This is a genomic window from Flaviflexus massiliensis (genome assembly GCF_001375495.1).
GTDB lineage: Bacteria > Actinomycetota > Actinomycetes > Actinomycetales > Actinomycetaceae > Flaviflexus > Flaviflexus massiliensis.
In genome coordinates this window covers 1453980-1474378 of record NZ_LN831058.1, presented here as the reverse complement: position 1 = coordinate 1474378, position 20399 = coordinate 1453980, and the positions used below count along the sequence as shown (strand labels likewise).

At 60.2% G+C, this 20399-nt stretch carries 15 protein-coding genes and 1 tRNA gene; 5 read left to right on the top strand and 11 right to left on the bottom strand.

Annotated features, from left to right (window positions below):
- Positions 1–125: 125 nt before the first annotated feature.
- On the top strand, positions 126–1469 hold the full coding sequence (locus BN1241_RS10770; protein ID WP_054953572.1) for a gamma-glutamylcyclotransferase: 1344 nt from the start codon (positions 126–128) through the stop codon (positions 1467–1469).
- Positions 1450–2109 (top strand): hypothetical protein, encoded by a 660-nt coding sequence (locus tag BN1241_RS10765; protein ID WP_054953571.1) that lies wholly within the window; start codon positions 1450–1452, stop codon positions 2107–2109. Before BN1241_RS10770 ends, BN1241_RS10765 begins: the two co-directional genes overlap by 20 nt.
- A 188-nt stretch (positions 2110–2297) precedes the next feature.
- On the opposite strand, the gene BN1241_RS10760 is transcribed toward BN1241_RS10765, so the two are convergent.
- Positions 2298–3347, bottom strand: coding sequence for a GNAT family N-acetyltransferase (locus BN1241_RS10760; RefSeq protein WP_054953570.1), 1050 nt, complete (start codon positions 3345–3347; stop codon positions 2298–2300).
- A gap of 167 nt (positions 3348–3514) precedes the next feature.
- On the opposite strand from BN1241_RS10760, the gene BN1241_RS10755 reads away from it, so the two are divergent.
- A tRNA-Leu gene (locus BN1241_RS10755) sits at positions 3515–3598 on the top strand.
- Between the two features lie 322 nt (positions 3599–3920).
- Here BN1241_RS10755 and BN1241_RS10750 read toward each other — a convergent pair.
- From BN1241_RS10750 to BN1241_RS10725, 6 genes are all read right to left on the bottom strand, one after another.
- Entirely contained in the window at positions 3921–5240 is a 1320-nt protein-coding gene (locus tag BN1241_RS10750; protein WP_054953569.1) for a UTP--glucose-1-phosphate uridylyltransferase, read from the bottom strand.
- 15 nt (positions 5241–5255) lie between these two features.
- Positions 5256–6164: a hypothetical protein gene (locus BN1241_RS12890; protein WP_147599416.1), complete on the bottom strand. Its 909-nt coding sequence runs from the start codon at positions 6162–6164 to the stop codon at positions 5256–5258.
- Positions 6161–6616, bottom strand: a complete 456-nt coding sequence (locus BN1241_RS10740; protein ID WP_054953567.1) for a hypothetical protein — start codon at positions 6614–6616, stop codon at positions 6161–6163. Before BN1241_RS10740 ends, BN1241_RS12890 begins: the two co-directional genes overlap by 4 nt.
- A 73-nt stretch (positions 6617–6689) precedes the next feature.
- A complete protein-coding gene (locus BN1241_RS10735) occupies positions 6690–9953 on the bottom strand; it encodes an error-prone DNA polymerase (RefSeq protein ID WP_054953566.1) in 3264 nt (1087 codons plus the stop codon).
- On the bottom strand, positions 9953–11563 hold the full coding sequence (locus BN1241_RS10730) for a DNA polymerase Y family protein (RefSeq protein ID WP_054953565.1): 1611 nt from the start codon (positions 11561–11563) through the stop codon (positions 9953–9955). Before BN1241_RS10730 ends, BN1241_RS10735 begins: the two co-directional genes overlap by 1 nt.
- A complete protein-coding gene (locus BN1241_RS10725; protein ID WP_054953564.1) occupies positions 11560–12192 on the bottom strand; it encodes a hypothetical protein in 633 nt (210 codons plus the stop codon). The genes BN1241_RS10730 and BN1241_RS10725 overlap by 4 nt, the downstream gene beginning before the upstream one ends.
- Positions 12193–12323: 131 nt before the next feature.
- On the opposite strand from BN1241_RS10725, the gene BN1241_RS10720 reads away from it, so the two are divergent.
- Both BN1241_RS10720 and BN1241_RS10715 read left to right on the top strand, forming a co-directional pair.
- Positions 12324–12851, top strand: a complete 528-nt coding sequence (locus tag BN1241_RS10720; protein ID WP_054953563.1) for a YbhB/YbcL family Raf kinase inhibitor-like protein — start codon at positions 12324–12326, stop codon at positions 12849–12851.
- A 13-nt stretch (positions 12852–12864) separates the two neighbouring features.
- On the top strand, positions 12865–13332 hold the full coding sequence (locus BN1241_RS10715) for a tRNA (cytidine(34)-2'-O)-methyltransferase (RefSeq protein ID WP_054953562.1): 468 nt from the start codon (positions 12865–12867) through the stop codon (positions 13330–13332).
- 85 nt (positions 13333–13417) lie between these two features.
- On the opposite strand, the gene BN1241_RS10710 is transcribed toward BN1241_RS10715, so the two are convergent.
- The 4 genes from BN1241_RS10710 to BN1241_RS10695 all read right to left on the bottom strand — a co-directional run bounded on the left by BN1241_RS10710 (position 13418) and on the right by BN1241_RS10695 (position 20395).
- Positions 13418–17659 (bottom strand): DUF11 domain-containing protein, encoded by a 4242-nt coding sequence (locus tag BN1241_RS10710; protein WP_054953561.1) that lies wholly within the window; start codon positions 17657–17659, stop codon positions 13418–13420.
- A gap of 266 nt (positions 17660–17925) precedes the next feature.
- Positions 17926–18201: a helix-turn-helix domain-containing protein gene (locus tag BN1241_RS10705; protein WP_054953560.1), complete on the bottom strand. Its 276-nt coding sequence runs from the start codon at positions 18199–18201 to the stop codon at positions 17926–17928.
- A gap of 108 nt (positions 18202–18309) precedes the next feature.
- Positions 18310–19155, bottom strand: coding sequence for a TrmH family RNA methyltransferase (locus BN1241_RS10700; protein WP_054953559.1), 846 nt, complete (start codon positions 19153–19155; stop codon positions 18310–18312).
- A gap of 88 nt (positions 19156–19243) precedes the next feature.
- Positions 19244–20395, bottom strand: coding sequence for an SPFH domain-containing protein (locus BN1241_RS10695; protein WP_054953558.1), 1152 nt, complete (start codon positions 20393–20395; stop codon positions 19244–19246).
- Positions 20396–20399 lie beyond the last annotated feature (4 nt).

Sequence of the window (20399 nt, the reverse complement as noted above, 5' to 3'; positions counted from 1 at the left end):
AACCAATTTGGATCAGGGGTCGCGACTCGACCCTGAAAGCAGTGTGTCAGCCTCAGGCACCCACCACTTGCGATCATTGTCGATCGACATTTTTCACCACGACTTACCCGGCCCGGAGGAGAATCATGACGAGCCGAAAGCACCGAACTATCCTTTCCCTGGCGCTCGCCGTCCTCATGAGCCTCACCATGGTGGCCGGACCCGTGTCTTTCGCAGATACGAACGACGAAGACAGCGAACCGGAATCGTACGCTCGCCTCTATACAGAAATCGACCAGTCAAGAACCGCGATCACCCAACAGTCTTCTGCCCCACGCAACACGATCCAGGCAACGTGCGGTTCGGGCGGTCCTTGCCTCTTCTACCTCAACAACTCGTGGCAGAGCGGGAATGCTACCCTCCAGTTCAACTACGGTTCGGCATCGGATAAGCCACTTGCCGGCGACTGGAACGGCGACGGCAAGGACACGATCGGCATCCGCCGAGACAACGAATACTTCCTCCGCAATAACAATTCCGGTGGCGGGCACGATCACTGGGTAAAGTACGGCAAGGCAAGCGATCAATCGTACATTGGCGACTGGGACGGCAATGGCACGGATACGATCGGTATCCGTCGCGGTAACGAATACCACCTGCGAAACATCAATTCGAACGGGCCCGCACACAAGGTCATCCGCTACGGCAAGACGAACGATAAAACGTTCGTCGGTGACTGGAACGGTGACGGTCGCACAACGATCGCGGTCCGCCGAGAAAATACGTTCTACTTGAAGAACAGCCTCAGCTGGGGCAGCGCCGACATCAAATTCAACTACGGCAGGCGTGGCGACGAAGTCCACGTGGGCGACTGGAACGGTGATGGTAAGGACACGTTTGCTGTCCGCCGTGGTAACGAATGGTTCATTCGCAACGACTTCAAGTCCGGCAATGCCCAAACCACGATCCGCTACGGCAAGGCGAGCGACACTCCCATCGTGGGTGACTGGGATGGGAACGGGACGACAACACCCGGCGTTCACCGCCCCGGTTCTACTTCACCCTCGCTCCCCTCACAGACCCCGGTCATGGTCTACGGCACCCTACGAACCGGGCAGCCTGCCCACAATGTTGTGCAAGGACGCTTCACCCTCAACGTACTCGGTAGGGCACCATCGCTCGAGCTGTGGGTGACCGACCACCCCTACCCCTCGTATCCGGTGTGGCCGTGGGCGCTCCCTGGCTCGACGGGCATGACCGGCGAGATGCTGTTCTTGCCGAACGCCACCTACAACGCCGAAGTTGCCAGACTCGACAATTGGGAAGGGTACACCCCTGGCGGGAACCCGAACACGATGAACTACATTCGTGAAAAACGAGCAACAAACCAGAACAAGAGTGCCTGGGTTTACGTGGCAACCCCGTGGCGTCAGACCTATGCCAAGAACTACGGAACGAAGGTGGTTTCTGGTGATATCACGCGCTTCTAAAACAGCACTTGCCCTGACCGGTATCTTCATTGTTGCGGCCTGCTCAAGCGGGGCCGATGCGGATCCTACTCCCGAGGTCGATCCCGTCCCGGTTGGCACAACCAAGCCAGATCTCGATACCAATAACTCCCCCAATGGCCAATCACCCGAGTCCGACGAGACTCCGGAAGTTTCGGACAGTGGTGACGTTGAGGGAACACTCGGTGAACCGATTGGGCTCGCAGGGGGTGGGGACGAAGCAATCTTCACCATGACCGTCAACTCGATCGAGCACACCCCCACCTGCCCGTCCCGCATCGATCCCGTCGATGTCGAGAACGAGAACGGTTCCTTCCTCGTCGCAGACATTACGGCCGAGATGGCTGCCAACTACGGAGAGTTTCTAGAAGAAGGTGAGGAACCCTTCCTCGCCACCGCGACGGACGCGTTCCACCTCACCGACCTCAAGGGAGTCGTTCAGTCAGACGTCATCACCATCTCCTCCTACGAATGCTTCTCCATAGACGAGCAGCTCGCCCCCTTCATCAACCCCGGGGAGACAGCCAAGGGAGTTATTGCCCTCGACACGAGCCTCGAACACGGTTACGTTGTGTACAACCCGTGGGGCGTGGACGGGTCGGGATGGCGCTGGGAGTTCTAGCACTGACATCGGCAAAATAAGCGAGTCATTAGATTCTTACGATTCAACATCTCCAATTCAGTTAATCCGATTCGGATATGAGGGAGTGCCCTGCGAAAACCCGCAGGGCACTCCTCCGTTCAAACCTGATCGAACACATCCCGAATGGATCGGCGAATGCCCGGGGCTAGCAAATGTGTGGCTAGTTCCTATTCCAGTGTTGTTGCTTCGAGTCCGAGGACGCGGTCGATGCGGGGGCGGAAGTAGTCCGGCCCCTTTAGCACCTTTCCGTCCTCACGGTAGATGGGCTTGCCATCGGCTCCAAGCTTCGACAGGTTGGCTGCCTGCACTTCACGCAGCACGTCCTCAAGCGGGATTCCCGTCTCCAACGCCATGCCGTAAATGACATAGACAAGATCGGCGAGAGCGTCGGCAACCTCGACCGTGTCACGGCTACCGTCATCGAGCAGCACGGCATCCTCGTAAGCTCGCGACACCGTGTCTCCGGCGCCTTCCCCGTAATAGGCTGTCACGAGTTCATGAAACTCTTCGGCGATGAGCGCCATGCGCATGCCGCTTCGTTCCCGGTCCACATTCGGCCCGTCCTCCGCAATCGGCATGGCATACGTTTGATGGAATTCCCGCACGAGCGCTTCCGGGTCACGAGCATTCGGTACTGCCCTCCTACCCTCCGAAGGACCGAACCAGGCCGAAGCGGGCTTGCGGGGATCATCCTTCATGAGGGTGGCAATGAGGTGATCCTTTGGTTCACCGTTCTCGAAACTTGCTCCGCGACGCACACCCTCAAACTGGAAGCCAGCCTTCCATGCCACCTTTGTGCTCGCCCAGTTCGGGACTCCCCGCTCTACTAAACAGGACCACCCAACAGCGTAACTGCCGTGTTCGAAAGCAAAGTCGATGGCAGCCGATACCGCCTCTGACATGTACCCCTCACCTCGCACTTCGGGGTCTAGCCAAAACCCAATGTCGGTACGCTTCCCCTCCCCTAGGGGCCTGAACAATTCCACCATGCCAACAAGCTGTTCTCCGAGAAAGATTGCCCAGAGGGGGCTATCTTCCTCCCACCTTTCCACTGCCGAACCAAGGAAGGCCTCAGCATCCTCTTCCGAGTAGTTGGCAGGTACAGTTGTCCATCGCTGAACTTCAGGATCGCGGCAGATCCGAGTCACGTCGCTGACAAGGTCGAGTGTCGGAATCGTGAGAGTAAGACGGTCGGTCGTGAGCGTAACTGGCTTCATGTCCCCCAGGTTACTCGCTTCCAGGCACGGCTCGCCTTTCCTTGGGCATCTGTGAGAATTGAATATGGGCGAGCGACATCACACCAAAATAGCCCCCTGGAGTTGGCGAAGTCCGAACCAGACGTGGTAAATTCTTATACGTTGCTTCGGCCAAGGCCGAGTCACCTGCGCGGGTGGCGGAATGGCAGACGCGCTAGCTTGAGGTGCTAGTCCACGTAATGTGGGTGGGGGTTCAAGTCCCCCTCCGCGCACAGTCCGAAAGGGCGGTATGACAACAAAAAGTCATACCGCCCTTTCTGGTTTTCCAGGATTGTGACCCCGTCCGGGCGGCGACAATCCAATTCACACAACCGCCCCTGACAGCCACTGGACCATGTGGCGACGAGGCCCAATGGGATCACACTCAATAGGACGCTTTTTCCACGGCGAACTTTTGGAGACGGCCACGTCTTGGTGACGCCTCGAAGCTTTAGTCGTTGGGCCCAGATTTATCCCTCATGATGTGTGCGGTTATTGAGCGCTTCGTGGTTAGGCCCCATCATCCGACAGGCCGGCTCACTATAAGGAGACTCGTTACCCGTGAAGGGTCACGTCTCCTTCAAGAACCGTCTCTGGCTCGAAGACGTAGTCACCCTCAACCGCGAGACTTGTGACGCGCTTGAGGGACGGTATCGACTCGCAGCGCTTTTCAAACTCGTTGATCGTGCCAAAGAACTCGGGATCAAGACTGATGTGGGGCAGACGAGGTACGGTTTGGACAATCTTGCCATCATCTGTGAAGTCAAAAAGATCCGAACGGAGAAGAAAGAGATCATTGGTTGTCTTGACCGGCATGAACCGATCCCGGCCCACAGCAATTGCGGTCGAGCCGGGGAAAACTTCGATGGCGGAGCCCATCCCTGTTTCGAGCTGGAAGACCGGAGTTGAGGTCTTGTCAGTGGGATCCACGTTCTTGGCATTGCGGATCACGGGCAGCCCCAAATAGCCGTTTCCACGAGCGAGTTCGGCAGCTACCGCCTCGAGGTCGAGCCACAGCGTGTTTGTGTTGAAGTAGGAGTGGCGCTGTAGGTCCTGGAACGAATCTAGGTCGGCAGGATCGGTCTGCGCGATCTCACGCAGGATGATCGTGCCGTCAGAGTTGCGGACGGCGAGGTGACCCCCCTTGCGGTCAGACGCGGCCCGCTTGCACACCTCCATGGCAAACGGTGCCCCACTGTCGGCAAACCACTGGGCAAGAACCGGGTCAGGGTAAGCGCCAAGGTTGTCCCCGTTCGCCACCATCGCGTACCGGAATCCCCGATCAAGAAGTGTGCGAAGTAGCCCAGAACCCGGAAGCGCAGTGAACAGATCGCCGTGCCCAGGAGGGCACCACTCCAGGCTCCGATCCGCGGGCCACAAGACTGGCATGTAATCATCCTGTCGGATCTTCGGGACCCGGTTCTGGATGAAACCGAGCGGAATCCCCTCCACCGGGAGATCCTCATATTTGGCGAGGAAGCTGCTCGTGTCGTCTTCGGTGCGGAATGAGTTCATGAAAATCAGAGGCAGGGTTGCACCGGTCTGTTCCCGCACGGATAGGACCTGCTGAACGGTGATATCAAGGAACGTCTGATCGGCCGTCACATTGAGGAGAGACTTAGCTTTCTGCAGCCCCATCGATGTGCCAAGCCCGCCGTTGAGCTTGATAACTGCGGTCCGCTTGATTGCGTCCCCAGCCCCGCCTTCAGCATCGAATGAGGGGATGTTGGTGAGCGGACTAATGTCGGATTCACGGATAAAGTCGAAGGAGCCCTGTTGCACCGTCTCCAGATTCTGCTGGAAGACTCTGATCGCTAAATCATTGAGCCCTGCATGCCTCATCTTTTCAGCGGCAACCTCGCCAGCCTTAGTCACGCTTTCCCTCCATCACTATTTGGAAGTTCCTCGGACGATGCCGAGTATCCCTCCCACGAGTAAAACACAGGTTGCAACAATGAGAAGCCATACCCCAACACCAAACGTACTGCCTTGGGCGACTTGGGCGCGGTGGCTCGAATTCGTGGCGAAATAGGTTTCCATTCCGCCAGCAATCACGCCTGCCGCAACGGCTACCGAACCACCCATCAATGAGGATTTGGGTTTCCTCGTTGAGGTCAGCATCATGACGGCACCGATGATGCCAAGCAGTGCAGCCGCAAAAATGATGTATGAGTTTGCCGATCCGGTTGCCGCACCCCACAGTTTCACGCTTGCCGTTGGCAGTTCGATTAAAGGAAGGAAGGGCATGAGAGCGGCCATGAAGCCGCCGGCCAATGCCATGACCCCACCGAAAACACCAATCGCTGATGTTGCAGAGTTATCCGTGGCATAGTGGGGACTATTCGGGTATGGCATTCCCACCATGTTTTGTCCCGATGCCCCCGCCCGGGCAGGCTGATGTTGCTGCCAGCCGATCTGTCCACGCTGCTGATTCCCATGAGAATCATTCCCGTGGCCGTATTGGGGCATGTGGGGCGGACCCGCCTGCTGTCCCATCGATCCCTGTGAGTCTTGCGGTCCTTGCTGCTGAACCTGCTGCGGATATCCGGGAGCTGCACCATTCCAGCCCGGCTGATTCGGCTTGCTCCATGCGGGCCCATTCCCTGGCCTGGGAGCAGACGATGCCGAGAAGGGGGTGGGTGAGCGGCGGATACCGTGAGGGTTAACTCGCGACCCTTCCGGCCGAGGTGGGATCGGTGCCGGGTTCGGGCGAATATCCCCCGGTTCGTACTCTGGTTCCGGTGTGTTGGCGGATGGCAGGATCGTCCGATCCTCCTCCTCAGGCGGCGGTGTGGTCACTGATCCTCGTCAAGAATCTCGGCATCCTGAATATCGTCTTCGACGACAGCGGCCAGGATCTCGTTCGATAGTGCGTCAATCTTCTCGTTGAGGTCCTTCAGTTGACGCTTCTGTTCCTTGTCCGACATGACCTCAACCAGTGGGATCCCGGCCTCGATCTTTGCCAGCTGGCCCTTCCAGCGGGTTGCCTTCTCTGCAACGTCGGGAGTGTTTGCGGAGGCATACAGGTAGGTCACCTGTTCGCGGAGCACCGCGAGACGGGCTTCAACGCCGGGAACGCCCTTCTTATCTTTCGCGTTCTGGTAGGACTTGAGCTTGCCGGTCAGCTTGTGGACAACTTGCGGATTGTTGTCGATCACTTTCTTGATGACCGGTCCGTATTGGCGCACCATTTTGACCACCATGGGTCCGGAAACGATGGCCCAACGAATAAGGTGGGTAAATTTCGCCATTTCTTAATCTCCTCAAAGGTCATTACCACTTTACCTGCTGAGCTGGCATTTCGCTGAGAACCGGCACGGCGAATTACCGGAAGTCTCGTGACGTAACAGGCAGAGATAGGGGGAGATGAGCGAAGCTATCGGCAACAAAATTCACGGTCCCATCAGCCCGTTCGACCATGCCTCGAATCAGGAGCGCCCGCGAGCGCCTCGCAATATCTCGATATCTGTTCCACAGCCCAGAGGAACAGACGACATTGAGCATCCCCGTTTCGTCCTCAATGGAAAGGAAAATGGTGCCTTTCGCGGTGTGGGGGCGCTGCCGGTGCGTGACGATTCCCCCGACCCAGAGCCTCTCCCCAACGGGGGCTCCCAGAATGTTGAGGATGGGGAGAACGCCCTGCTGGGCGAGCCGTTCCCGTACGAGAACGGTGGGATAGTCGGCTGAGATTCCTGTCCGTGTCACATCCGCAATCACCGTTTCCGCTCTGCTCATTTCCGGCAGCTGGGGTGCAGCCACACCCACCTCAGTCCCGGGGATTGTGGGTTGAATCCAGCCGTGACCAACCCGCTGAGACTGTCCGAGCGGACCTGCCGCCCACATGCCTTCCCTGCGAGAGATCTTCAAGGAGGTCAGTACTCCCGCCTCCGCAAGGATCCGGAGTTCACGCTCCCCCAGTTCGGCTCTGCGCGCCAGGTCCGCCATCGACTCAAACGGGGCTTCGTGTCGAGACTGGCGGATACGGTCAGCTCCCTCCCCCAGTCCCTTAACCGAATCAAGTCCGAGACGGAGCACGAGATCCTCATGGGGGTAGACCCGGTTGTTGGCAGGAGCCTGCGGCGAGCCCTCCTCACCTGGAACGGGCACCGTACTCCTTTCCAGGCTTGCCTCCACGGCGGAATGGTTAACGTCAGCGCGAGCAATCCGCACGCCGTGCCGCCGTGCATCAGCCATCAGGGACTGGGGTGAATAGAAACCCATCGGTTGGGCCGCGAGCAGTCCCATATAGAACGCCTCAGGATGATGCACCTTGAGCCAGGAGCTCGCATACACGAGGTAGGCGAAGGAGAAGGCGTGGGATTCGGGGAAACCAAAGTCTGCGAAAGCTTTGAGGCTCTCATAGATTTCATTTCCCGCCTCTTCCTCGATCCCTTTTGCCTTCATGCCAGCCAGGAGTTTTCCGCGCAACGCTTCCATTCTCTGCACCGATCGTTTTGACCCCATGGCTTTACGCAACTGGTCGGATTCCGCCGGAGTGAAACCGGCAGCATCCACCGCGATCTGCATGAGCTGTTCCTGAAACAGCGGAACCCCGAGAGTTTTCTCCAGCGCGGGCTTGAGGAGAGGGTGAAGGTAGGTGACGGGTTCGCGTCCGCGACGCCGGGAAATATAGGGATTGACCGCATTGCCCTGGATCGGCCCGGGGCGGATGAGAGCAACTTCCACAACGATGTCGTAAAACTCTCGTGGCCGTAGCCGCGGGAGGGTGCTCATTTGGGCGCGGGATTCGACCTGAAACACTCCCACCGTATCGGCGGCGCACAGCAGGTCGTATACGGCCGGGTCGTCTTCCGGAACCGTATGGAGCTCGTAAGGCCGGCCCTTCTCGTCCCTGAACCCCTGATCTGCGATTTCGGTAAAGGCAAGCCGTAGCGCGGTGAGCATCCCAAGGCCCAGCAGGTCGAATTTGACCAGGCCCGCCTCCGCACAGTCGTCCTTGTCCCATTGGAGGACTGTCCTACCGGGGGCCGTTGCCCACCCAACGGGGCACACGTCGATGACGGGGCCCGCACACATGACCATGCCTCCCGAGTGGATGCCGAGGTGGCGCGGCAACCGCAGCATCTGTTGCCCGATGCTCAGCACCTGCGGATCGATGCCGTCAACCGAGTCTGTCGATACCTCGGTCTCGCCACCTTCGCCGTCGTCGGCATGGAGGAGTGAGCCCCAGCGTTCCACCGATTTTGACCAGGCATCAACCTGGCCAAGCTCGAAACCGAGAGCCCGTCCAGCATCTCGCACCGCCATCTTCGGCCGATAACTAATAACGTTCGCAACCTGCGCGGCGTGTTCCCGCCCGTGCATGTCATACACGTGTTGGATGACTTCTTCTCGCCTGCGCGCCTCGATATCAATATCGATATCGGGCGGGCCGCTCCTGCCCGGTGACAGAAACCGTTCAAACAGCATTTTATGTCGCACGGCATCGACCGCGGTGATGCCGAGAGCAAAGCAAACGGCGGAATTGGCGGCGGATCCTCTGCCCTGACAGAAGATGTTGTTGATCCGGCAGAATTCCACGATCTCGTGAACGATAAGAAAGTATCCGGGGAAGTAGAGTTCTTCAATCACCGCCAGCTCGTGGTCGATCTGTTCCCAGGCTCCTACCGTCTCGTTCCGGTCCCCGTAGCGCTGCCGCGCACCCCGATAGGTCAGTTCCCGCAACCATGAGGCTTCCGTGTGTCCCTCCGGGACAGGGAAGGGCGGGAGTTGCGGGGCGATGTGTTGCAGGTCGAAAGCCAGTTCACTGCCAAGCTCACTGGCAGCATCCACCAGGTGCTCGTGCCGAGCATGGATTCTTCTCATCTCGGCATCGGAACGGAGATAGGCTCCCGAAGCCGGAAGCCACGCATCAATATCGTCGAGAGTTGCCCGGCTTCTGATCGCCGCGAGAGTATCAGCCAGCGGCCGTTCCTCGGCCGTCGCATAGTGCACCTGTCCGGTTGCCACGGCCCGTACCCCGTAGTCGCGCGCAAGTTCCACCAGGGTGTCTGCCCGCTCGCGGTCGTGCGGGTTCCCCAGATCGGTCACCTCAACAGCCACGTGATCCTGCCCGAAAAGCGCGATCAACCGATCAAGTTCCCGCCCGGCTGCCTCGTAGCCCTCTGTTTCAAGTGCGCTTCGCACGTGACCTTTGCGGCAGCCGGTCAGGATCTGCCATTGCCCACCCGAGGCTTCCGCCAACCCCTCCAGGCTGTAATCGGCTCGTCCTTTGCGTCCCGTTGCCAGCTGGGCACGCCCGATTGCGGACGAGAGCCTGCGGTAGCCATCCACCCCGTGTGCCAGCACCAGGAGGTGCCGTCCTTCCGGGTCGCGTGCACCCGCTCGTTTGTCCGCATAGACCTGTCCCTCAAGGGGTAAGGACAGTTCGGTGCCGATCACGGTTGGTAGTCCCACATCCCGGGCCGCGGTCGCGAGCTGAACCACCCCGGGAAGCCCATCGTGGTCGGTGAGTGCCAGGGCCGATAGCTCTAATTCGGCCGCACGATTCACCAAGTCTTCCGGGAGGGAGGCTCCGTCAAGGAAAGAGAAGGCGGAATGAGCGTGCAGTTCAGCGTAGCGTGCCACTAGCTGTAGATCCCTTCCAGGAACCAGCTGGCACCGCTCCGGTAGATGAGAGCAGCCGGCCCCTCAAGACCAAGCTGGAGGTAGGCACGCCGATAGGCGTCTTTTGCCCACCACCGCCCGGATACGTTCCACGGTCCGGCATAGTTCCACACTCGCACCTGACCCGAGTAGTAGCAGGAGGCATGCGAATAGCTTGGGGTTCTCTTTCCCTGCCCTGCAAGGAGAACCATGGCGGTGGGGACAGGATCATCGCAACCAACGCAGGCAAGCTCAATGTCGGAGCCCACGTAAATATTGCCCCCGCACCGGCAGGACAGTGCCACCCGCGGTGGTTCTGGGAACACCACGGACGGCCAGGGCCGGGGCACGGCCCCAACCCATGGCTTGATAGGTTCCTTCTTTTCCGTAGAGACATGCCAGTTCTCAAATTCGGTGGCCGCATCAGGCGACCTGCCACCCGTCACTCGAACGGACTGCACACCACTATCCCCGAGCATCCCCTGCACCCGAAGCACGCTTCGCTGTGCCTGCTCCTGGCCTCGGCGGCGGTCTCCCCACAGCGATGTCTGCTGGGTACCCGCCGCCGTCAGGCCCGTTGCCACCAGTTCTAGGTAGACCAGTTCACCAAGCGGCCGGTCGCTCGCTAACCAGCCGGATATTTGCCAGCGGACCCTGTCCGTCATGTCCCGTGCCCGGTTCACGCCATCAACCGACCAGGTGCGGCTCTTCTCCAGGCCGTTCGAGAAGCGTGCACTCACCATGAGCTGCCCCGCCACCTGCATCCGCTCCCCCAGCTTCCCAGCCAATTCATCAGCCAGTTGCTTCGCCAGGAACGCCGCCTGTTCCTCGTTGCTGACCGCATCGACGTGGCGGCGCACCGCGATGTCTCGTGCCGGTGCGGTCGTTTGCGGGACGGCATGGTCAGCACCCTGGCACAGCTGCCACAGCACCGTCCCCACCATCCCAAACCGGGACGCAACCTGGGCATGGTCGAGCGCCACAAACTGCCCGATTGTGCGCACCCCGAGCCCGGCGAGCGTCTCGATCATCGCCTCCCAGTCTTTCTGCATTGCAGGGTTACCGGCCACCGTCAGAACCGCGGTGAGTGGAAAGTCAGCCAGGAAGGATGCCGTCTCCTCAACCGGCACATTTGCCCCAGCTCGTGCCGCAAGCACGCAGGTCAAAAGCCCGCTCCCATAACCGACCTGGGACTCTTCGGACTGGCTCGCCACGGATGAGATCAGGGCCTGCGCAAGTTCATCCAACCCGCCCGCTGCGCGGGCCGGGGCTGCGGCCCCGAAGGTAACGAGACCGGGACGGATAATGACGGTGGTGGCAACATGATCGTCGATTGCATCGAGAACAGCACTGAAGACCCTCTCATCACGCTCATCATCCCTCGCGATGACCTGCAGGTCGGGGACAAGGGAGAGCGCCTTCCGCCGAGTATCGCCCACCCGCACTCCCTGCCGGCGCGCGCTCGGGCTGGCGGCACGCACCTTCGTGTCGCACACTGCCACCGGGGCCTCCGGGGATGCGAGAGAGGAGGAGACCGCTGCCGCAACCGGCCAGTCCGGGACCCACAGGGCGCCTCGCAGTGTCCCAATCATGAGACCACCGCCCTCAGCGCACGCGGTGTCGCCACAAGTTCCTCTCCCGTCCACAGGCAGGAGACTGACGACATTCCAGCAGACACGCGGAAGCGGAGCCGCTTCAGGTGCCCCACCCCGTCCGCATAGCCTTCCGCACCCTCGTTTTCTACGCGCAGGGTCCCCGACGATGTCGACCAGTTTGTTGCAAGGATCGTGGCTCCTCGGGCTCGCACCCGTTGGGCAATTGCACGTTCCTCGCGAATCCCGAGGTTCATATCGCCGGCCGCGATAATGTCGAAGCCGTCCGCGAGCGCGGTCAGGATATTAGCGGCCTGGGATCCGGGGTGCGGGATGTGTGCTGTTCGAGTGAGGTCGAGTCCGTGTTCCGTTGCGGCTCCCCACCCGACCCAGGGCAGGCCGAGGATGGCGGTCCAGGCTCCCTGTTTGGAGGCGTGCCCTGCGAGAGCGAGGAGGATGGTTGCCGAGCCCGTGACGGTGAGGACTCCGGGGGTGAGAGAGGGGAGAACGGGCTGGAGAACATCGGGGGTGTTCCAGCCTCCCTGCTCTTCGACACGAGTGAGGCCGCTGGCTGTTTCTGCTTTGTGCAGGACTGCACGAGCGTATTCCAGTCGCTGTACTTGGTTCATCACCCCTCCTCGATTAGAACGTTTGTTCGATAGCTAGCTTAGGGTCTCGAACGGCAAAAATCGACCGTAATTTTGAGTGACGCGGACCCCGTCCTCTCACATGGGTGTGACTGCTGACATAGACTGGGGTTATGAATCTTGAGCGTCCCATTGCACCCGATCCGTACGAGTCTCTTCCCCCGGTCCCCTCTTTTACGTTGGAATCAAGCGATCTTGTGGCCGGGCAGGCAATGCCGAAGGAGCACACGTTCGAGGGCGAGAACGTGTCTCCCCAGCTGTCATGGCACGGTTTCCCAGAGGAGACGAAGAGTTTTGTTGTGACCTGCTTCGACCCGGACGCCCCAACACCATCCGGGTATTGGCATTGGGCGATCGTTGATCTCGATACGGCCGTGACGTTCTTGGATCGCGGTCACGGGCAGTCGGACTTGTTCCTTCCTGGCGCCGCCACTCACGTGCGGACCGATGGTGGCGAGTGGGGCTGGGAGGGCGCGAACCCACCTGCCGGTGATCGTCCGCACCGCTACATTTTTGCGGTCCATGCTCTCGATGTTCCGACCCTGGATCTGCCGGATGATGTGTCCATGGCAGCGGTGTCGTTTAACGCGTTGTTCCACACGATTGCTCGTGCCACGTTGGAAGTGACGTATCAACAGTAGGTAGTCTTGGCTCGTGTTTGATGTCGTCTTTTACGAGCCCTGCATTCCCTCCAATACGGGCAACGCTATTCGCCTGTCTGCCTGCACGGGTATCACCCTTCATCTGGTGGAGCCTCTGGGTTTTAATTTCAGCGATGCTCATCTTCGTCGTGCCGGTTTGGACTATCACGACCTGGCTGATCTGAAGATTCACAAGAACTGGGATGCTCTCCTGGAGCATCTTGGTGAAGGGCGGAAGATTTACGCGTTCACGGGGCACACATCTAACTCTTTTGCCGATGTGTTGTACGAGCCCGGCGATGTTTTGCTCTTTGGCCCGGAGCCTACCGGACTGCCGGAGTATGTCATGGACCATGGGGCTGTGACGAAGCGGGTACGCATTCCGATGCAGCCTCATATCCGGTCATTGAATTTGGCAAATTCGGCATCGATCGCCATCTACGAAGCGTGGCGTCAGAATGGTTTTGCCGGGGCTGAGTAGCCCCGGCAAAACCTCTCACGCGTGACGGTCAGTCCCCTGTTTCCCGATCTGTGTTATCGGTGTGGGGCCTGGCTGTCTGATGGGGTTAGATTCGGCGTCGTGAGACGAGAATCCCTGCCCCGAGTGTCAGGAGTCCGATGCCTCCGGCAATGAGGCCGCCGACCCGTGGGCCGGTGAAGGCGAGGGGCTCTTCCGGTGTGGGGCCCGCGGCCCCGGGGATGGTGAAGTCAACCCTGTCCCAGCCGTCAATGTCGTCAGCGATGGACTCGTTGGGCTGGTTGGCGCCTTCTTCAAGGTGGTCGTCGGGTGAGTCGACGTAGGCGATGTTGTGTCCGTTGCCGGTGATGGTTGCTGCAACCGTGAGTGTCTCGCAGTCCCCTGCCTCGAGGTTCCCGATGTAGAACGTTCCGTCGTTGTACCGTTCATCATCCGAATCGAGGGAGGTGATGGACTGTCCCCCTTCGTCGGTCACGGTTACCGCGGTGGCGGTGCCGTCTCCGAGGTTGCAGACTTCGATCTCGAAGGTGGCGCTGGTGGCGTTGATGTCGAGGATGCGCTTGTCGATACGCAGGTCGGGTTGCGGGAGTGTGACGGTGACAATGTCGCCACGGTCGGTATCGGTTTCGAGTGTTGGATTCGGTTCGAATCCGCCATCGTGCGGGATTGTTTCCGACTCTGTATAGGCGCGGTTCGTGACGGTGTCGATGCCGCGTTCGGCACGGGCTGTGACGAGGACGGTTTCGACTTGCCCGGGTTCGAGGTCACCAACGTGCCAGGTGAGACCGTCGAACTCACCGGCGGTGGGCTGGGCGAGTTCTGCCTCGAGGTGCCTGTCAGGAAGGTCGTGAACGGTGACGCCTTCGATGGTCTCCCCACCCAGGTTTCCAACCTCAATGACGTAGGTCAGGAGATTACCATCGAGCTCGGCCAGTTCCTTGTTGATGGCAAGCCGTCCTTCGCGGCTCAGGTCAACGACGTCGGCCTGGTCCGTATCCTCGTAAACGGTACTGTTGGGGATGGGCTCGAGCGGGTCGGTGAGTTCCCTCGGTAGCTCCGGGTTGTGAACGAAGACTGCGTTGACGACGCGTTGGGTGTCGGTCACGAGGTCTCCGGTCACGGTGGCGGTCACGAGTTCACCGGCGCGGAGTGTTCCAATGTGCCAGTCTGCTCCACTCGCTTCTCCCACGCTCAGGTCGCTCCACGCGATGGTGGCAGGGTCGAGTCCCATTCCCGGCAGGTCGGTTGCCGTCACGAGGCTCGCAGCGGTGACCGTTCCCTCCTCGGGCTGGGTGTCATTGGCGACGGTAATGGTGAAACTCACGGGTCCGGATTCAGGCAGGATCCCTTCATGGTGCTTGTCAACCTTGAGAACGGGCTGTTCGGTCAGTTCAACAAAATCGCACCTGTCGGTGTCCGACTCCACGTCAACGTTGGGGACGCAGGCCGGGGGCGGGGTTGGGACGCAGTCATCGCAGGGTTCTGCCACAACCATGTTTTCCACCGGCCCACCGGTGGCAATGCCCGTGACGGTAGCGGTGAGGATCTGCCCTTCGGGTAGATCACCGATGCGCCACACGCCCCCTTCGGCGGTGCCCTGGTCCACGTGGGTGAAGGTGATGTCAGTCAGTCCCTTGACCGGTATATCGACAAGGGTCGCTCCGCGCACGGTGCCCGGGCCGGTTCCCTTCACCTGGATCTCGAACGTCAGCTCCTCACCGGCAGCAAGGGCACTGTCCGAACCTACGAGCCTCTTGTGAACCTGAAGGTCGGCGGGGTCGCCAACGGTCGTGGAGGCGCTCGAGTTGATCATCGTGGTTGAGCCAACCGTGCGGGTCTGCGCCGAGTTCACAAACAGGTCCCCGTTGGTCGCACCCGTAACCGAATAGTCGATGGTGTAGGTCGCGACCTGACCGGGCCCGAGATCACGGCTGACCCATCGCACGGCAGTGACGTTCTCTTGACCGTTCCATTCCTCCCACATGCTGGAGGGCTGTCCTGGCGCGCCATTTTCCGTTGCGGCAGGGTCGGGATTAAGCGTGCTCGGGTCGGCGGTGGTGACCCACGGTTCTCCCCCAGCGATCTCCACAATGCTGACATCAGCGGAGGTGATGGTTCCTCGACCATCCCCTTCGAAGGGCAGGATGTCGATCGTATCCGCGACTGTGACCGGGTCGGCATCACGGTTGTGCAATTCCACCGTCCACCTGTTGGCACCATCAAGCGCAAATTCGGAGGATTCCGACATTTTTGCGAGGTAGGTTCCTGACGATGCGAGGGCAGCAACCGAAGCCGAGTCACTATCGGTTCTCAGCCGCGCACTGTCCTGATTTTCAACAGCAACCTGTGCCGTGAGAGATCCGGTCCCGGTCCTGTGCACGGTGACAATATCGGTATTGAGTGGAGTTCCCACTTCAACCGACCCATCCCACGTCAGCACTTGGCGTCCGTGTTCTTCACCGATCGTCGGGTCAACCTCTGAACTGACGTATTCCACCCCCGCAGGGAGAGTGAGCCTATGCGTGACCGTATCGGTTCCCCGATCGGCAAAGGGTGCTGCCGAGACTCGCGTCTGGACCGTCCAGGTAATCTCCTGACCGCGTGCGACCGTGTCGCTCGATGCCTCAAGGGAGACGGAGGTGCGAGACGGAACGGCTTCCACCGCATCGCGGAAGGTCGTGGTCGATCCGTATCCGGGGGCTTCCGCAATGGGTGACCCCGTCATGTTCCATCCCTGGCTAATATCGAGGCTGTGTCCTCCGGCCATCCATGCACGCTCCCCTTCGTCCAGGTCTTCGGCCGCAAGGTAGCCGGCACCGAGGATCGGACGGGCAGTAAAGTCAGCCTCCTGCTTCGCCGGATCAAAGAGAATCCGAATCGCGGTCGGATCAGCCACCGCGGCCTGCGACCATTCGCCCTGCCCGCAGTCCGGTGTGGCAAATCCACCCGGGATGGGGCCGGACAGGTACTCAAGGGTGTAGTCCTGCAATTGGGTCACGGAATAGAGCCCGTTGTATGACGTGGTGCCCTTCTCGCGATCGAAAATCAGGCAGTAGCCGTGGGTTGTTCCCGGCTCGTAGTCCGCTGTCCCGTGGCCGAGATAGTGGGCAGAGTTGACGATCCCCACCATCTGGTCACCCGGCAGGATTGGTCCGCGTCCCTGCCAGTTGTCCGCGCCGGCCGAGAGTGTGCCGGTCCCCTGGGCGGGGTCCCACACGTCGCGGTGAACGGCCGGCAGCTTTGCCGGATCGTCGCCCGGTTCCGCGAGGATCCCGCCCGCGCTTGGGGCATGTCCGTTGACGAAGCGGGCACTGACCGAACCATCGGAAACGAAGGAGGTGACCGACAGATCGTTCGTCGTACGAATCTGTTCCGTCAACTCCGCCGTCGCCGTGCGTGCCCTGACGGAGCGGACCTGGGCAGACCAGGACATGGCCATGTTGTTCTGCTCGGCAGAGTACACGGGGTAGGTGAAGCGCAGCCCGAAGGATGCGACCGGAACCGTGTCCAGGACCTGACCGGCACCATCCACACTCGGTGAGATAACATCCGCGACGGGGAAGGTCAGTGTCAGCACGTTCTCAACAATGCCCACCTCAACTTCCGGCCTGGGGTAGTGACCGCTGTTCGCGGCAACCCCGGTCATGGCACCGCCCGTTCCGACGTTGACAATTTCGAGGTGCTTCATGTGCTCGGAGATGTCGGGACCGCTCGTCGTATCGAGAACAAGCTCGATAGCAACATCACCGTCGAGTGGTTCAGCCCCGATGGGAACCGACACCATGATCGGCACGGTCGTTGTCGCATCGGCCGTCTCATTAAAAAGGTAGTCCGATGGCGAGATTCCTGCCGGGGCCAGGGAAACGTCGATTCCGGAGGTGGCGACGATGGGAATGTTCGGTGCGTTGGCAACATTGCCATGTGGGTCGGTGACGGTGACGGTGAGGTTGTCACCGTTCGAACCCCACGCCCGCACCGGGACGGGAAGCATCCCTGCCACACCGTCATCGTCCGGCATCGTCAGCACGCAACTAATCTCGGTGGGGCTCAGGATGGAGCCGTCCCCGCACTGGTCGGGCATTGACACCATCGTGCCGCGCTCTGCCGTGATCGTAAACGTCGATTCGGTTGGTTCAGCATCGTCCAGGTATCCGTGAGCATAGTTCGAATCCCATTCGATGGTTGCTACCGCCACGTCTCCCGAGGAGATTTCTGCCGGCGCCCCATCCCAGTCCACGTTGAGTGTCGCGGTGAGGTCAGCCTGGGCTGCCGTGATTCCTGCGCCGGACAGCAGTCCCGTGAGAGCGAGGCAAGCAAGTGTTTTTCTCACTGCTTCCTCCTGATGACAAATAGGGCGATAGAGCTAACGCAGATCAGGAGGAGTACGGCCGGTATCCAGAGGCTATCCATGATGCCTCCCCGCTCGGGTCGCGACCGGCCGGGGCCGGGGCACAGCTATCTGACTGATGAACATGATTGTCCTTCCTTTGACTTCGGGCTTAGCCCGCTCATCGAGAACAATCTGCCCACCCAGGCACCGATCTGAATGCAGAGGAAAGCCCCCTGTGGAACAGGGGGCTAAAGAAAAGACGTGGACTACAGCTTGCTGGTGGCGGTCTCCCACGCGTCATTCATCATGACGTTGAGCGGCACCTGGAAGCCGCGCGCAATAGCAAGCAGGGTCTTCATTTGCGGATTGGACATGTCGCCACGGGGATTCTGTCCGTGCTCAATGTACTGGTAATTGCTCAGATCCATTCCCACCGAATCTGCGAAAGTCTGTTGGCTAATCCCCCGCTCTTTCCGGTACCGCAGACAGACCTGCCCGAGGGCGCGAACAAAAATAGCATCGGGAACGGAAGTAATACTCACACATTAAACCCACCACGAAGAGGGTGCTCGAGCAACCGGTTATAACCGGTAATCACTGTGACCTTCGCGATATCGATCGAGTGAGCAGTGACAAGCAACATTTTTGGGTCAGGATGACCTGTGATCCCCGTGCAATCCTTGGGTGACCGCATAGCTTGCTACCGCTGACGCTGCGGCGACGTTGAGTGAGTCCACACCACCCGCCATGGGAATCCTGACCGTGTGGGTTGCGGCGCGAAGCGCCCACTTCGACAGTCCGTGCCCCTCGGTTCCGAACAGGAGCGCGACTCGATCATCGGGCTCCAGAGAGTTAGTGAATTCCGCGAGGGAAACGGACTCCTCGGTCAGCGCGAGGGCGGCTACCTTCCACCCCTGCCCAACCATGACTTCCAGGTCCTGCCACGATTCGAGCCGTGTCCACGGCACTTGAAAGACGGTGCCCATCGAGACGCGCACCGATCTGCGGTAGAGCGGGTCGGCGCACCCTGGGCTGACGAGGACTGCATCGACGCCAAGGGCTGCGCACGAGCGGAAGATCGCACCAACATTCGTGTGGTCAACGAGATCTTCAATAACGGCAACAACCTTCGCGTCCTTAACAATGTCGGCGACCTGGGGTAGCGCAGGGCGGTGCATGGCGGCGAGAGCTCCGCGGTGCAGATGGAATCCCGTGATCTGTTCGAGCACGTCCTCCCCGGCAAGATAAACGGGCGTCTCTCCCCCATCAAGGCTTCCGCAGGCCTGCTCGATCCACGGTTCGAGGGTCGGAATCCACTTGGGCGCGGTGAGGAAAGAGCGAGGCTTGTGGCCGGCCTGGATGGCTCGCATGACAACATTCGTGGATTCGGCGAGGTACAGGCCCCGTTCTGTCTCCAGTTTCTTGCGTAGCGCCACGTCGGTCAGGGAGGTGTAGTCCTGCAAACGTTCATCAGGTCCAGAGAGCTCGACGTACACGATGTCCTTCCGGAAAGAGTTGAGGGCGGCATGATTGCCGCCCTCAATTGTTGCACCCAGGTCGCTACCCTAGAAACATTTCTTCGTCTTACTGCTGGTCGTTCTCGTCACGGTGCGGACGATCCGGGTCCTGTCCAGCCGTGTCGCTACGACGTGCACGGCGACCCGAGTGCTCCCCAGCTTCGGAGGCCTCGTCGGTTGCGCGGGCAGCCTCCCCCTTCGCGGCCGCGAGGGCATCGTCAATGTCCGGGAGGGACGTGTTGAGCAGGGCATCAGCCACGTCCTCGTCACCGTGACCGAAATCAACCTTGGGCTGCTCATCCGAATCGCCCGCGACCGGGGTCTTCGGGGTGCCACCGAAACCGGTGGTGACTGCGTTGAGTGCCTCGGTGAGTTCGGTCGGAATGATCCACATCTTCGACGACTCCGAGTCAGCGATCTTCGGCAGCATCTGAATGTACTCGTATGCGAGTAGCTTCGGATCTGCGTTGCCACGATGGATAGCGTCGAAGACCTGGAGGATGGCTCGGGATTCACCCTGGGCGCGGAGGATCGTTGACTGAGCGTCTCCTTCGGCCGTGAGGATCGCGGACTGCTTTTCACCCTCGGCGGTCAGGATCGCGGACTGCTTGATACCTTCAGCGGTGAGGATTGCTGCACGGCGGTCACGTTCCGCCTTCATCTGCTGCTCCATGGCCGACTGGACGGTTGCGGGCGGGTCGATAGCCTTGAGCTCGACACGGTTGACGCGGATGCCCCAGCGTCCCGTCGCCTCATCGAGCACTCCGCGGAGCTGTCCGTTAATCTGGTCACGTCCGGTGAGCGCCTGCTCCATGTCCATCGAACCAATGATGTTACGCAGGGTTGTGACTGCGAGCTGTTCGATACCGGCCATGGGGTTGGCGATCTCGTAGGTCGCTGCCTCGGGCCCGGTCACCTGGTAGTAGATGACGGTGTCGATGTTGACAACGATGTTGTCGGAGGTGATAACGGGCTGCGGAGGGAAGGGCACAACCTGTTCACGAAGGTCGACGCGCTGGCGGATCTGGTCGATGAAGGGGACGAGGAAGTGCATACCCGGGGTGAGTGTGCGATGGTACTTGCCCAGTCGTTCCACAATCTGTGCCTCACCCTGAGAGACGATGCGGACGGACTTGAAGAGGGCCGCTGCAATAAAGACAACGAGAACAAGTAGGAGGATCCAGAGAATAATCTGGCCCGGTGACGTGTCTTCTAACATGATT